This window comes from Amycolatopsis sp. SID8362 (assembly GCF_010550475.1).
Classification (GTDB): Bacteria; Actinomycetota; Actinomycetes; order Mycobacteriales; family Pseudonocardiaceae; genus Amycolatopsis; species Amycolatopsis eburnea.
Genome location: NZ_JAAGNB010001699.1, coordinates 1 through 536, shown reverse-complemented (window position 1 = coordinate 536; position 536 = coordinate 1). Strand labels below are relative to the sequence as shown.

The window sequence follows — 536 nt, the reverse complement described above, 5'->3', positions numbered from 1 at the left end:
CGACGACCAGGTCAAGGTCCGCGGCTTCCGCGTCGAGCTGGGCGAGATCGAGACGGTGCTCGCCGCCGCGCCCGGGGTCGCCGAGGTCGTGGTCGTGGCCCGGGAGGACCGGCCCGGCGCCAAGCGGCTGGTCGCCTACGTCGTCGCGGCGCCGGACGCCGAACCCGGCGACCTGGGGGCAGTCGCCGCCGCGACCCTGCCGGACTACATGGTGCCGTCCGCGTTCGTCGTCCTCGACGCGCTTCCGTTGAGCGGCAACGGGAAAGTCGACCGCCGGGCGCTGCCCGTGCCGCCCGCGGAGCCGGGGGAGCGCGGCACCGAGCCGCGGACGGACACCGAACGCGAGCTGGCTCGCGTGCTGGCCGACGTGCTGGGCGTGTCCCGCCTCGGTGCCGACGACGACTTCTTCGCCGCCAGTGGCGACTCGATCCTCGCGGTGCAGGCGTTGTCGCGGGTGCGCCGGACGTTCGGCGTCCGCCTCGCGGCCCGGGCGATCTTCGACGCGCCGAGCGTCGCCGCGCTGGCCCGGCTGGTCG

Annotated in this window: 1 protein-coding gene; it reads left to right on the top strand. The window is 76.3% G+C overall.

Features of this window, described 5'->3' with window-relative positions:
• On the top strand, positions 1-536 hold a 536-nt coding region (locus G3I65_RS52030; RefSeq protein WP_203612740.1), incomplete at both ends, for a phosphopantetheine-binding protein.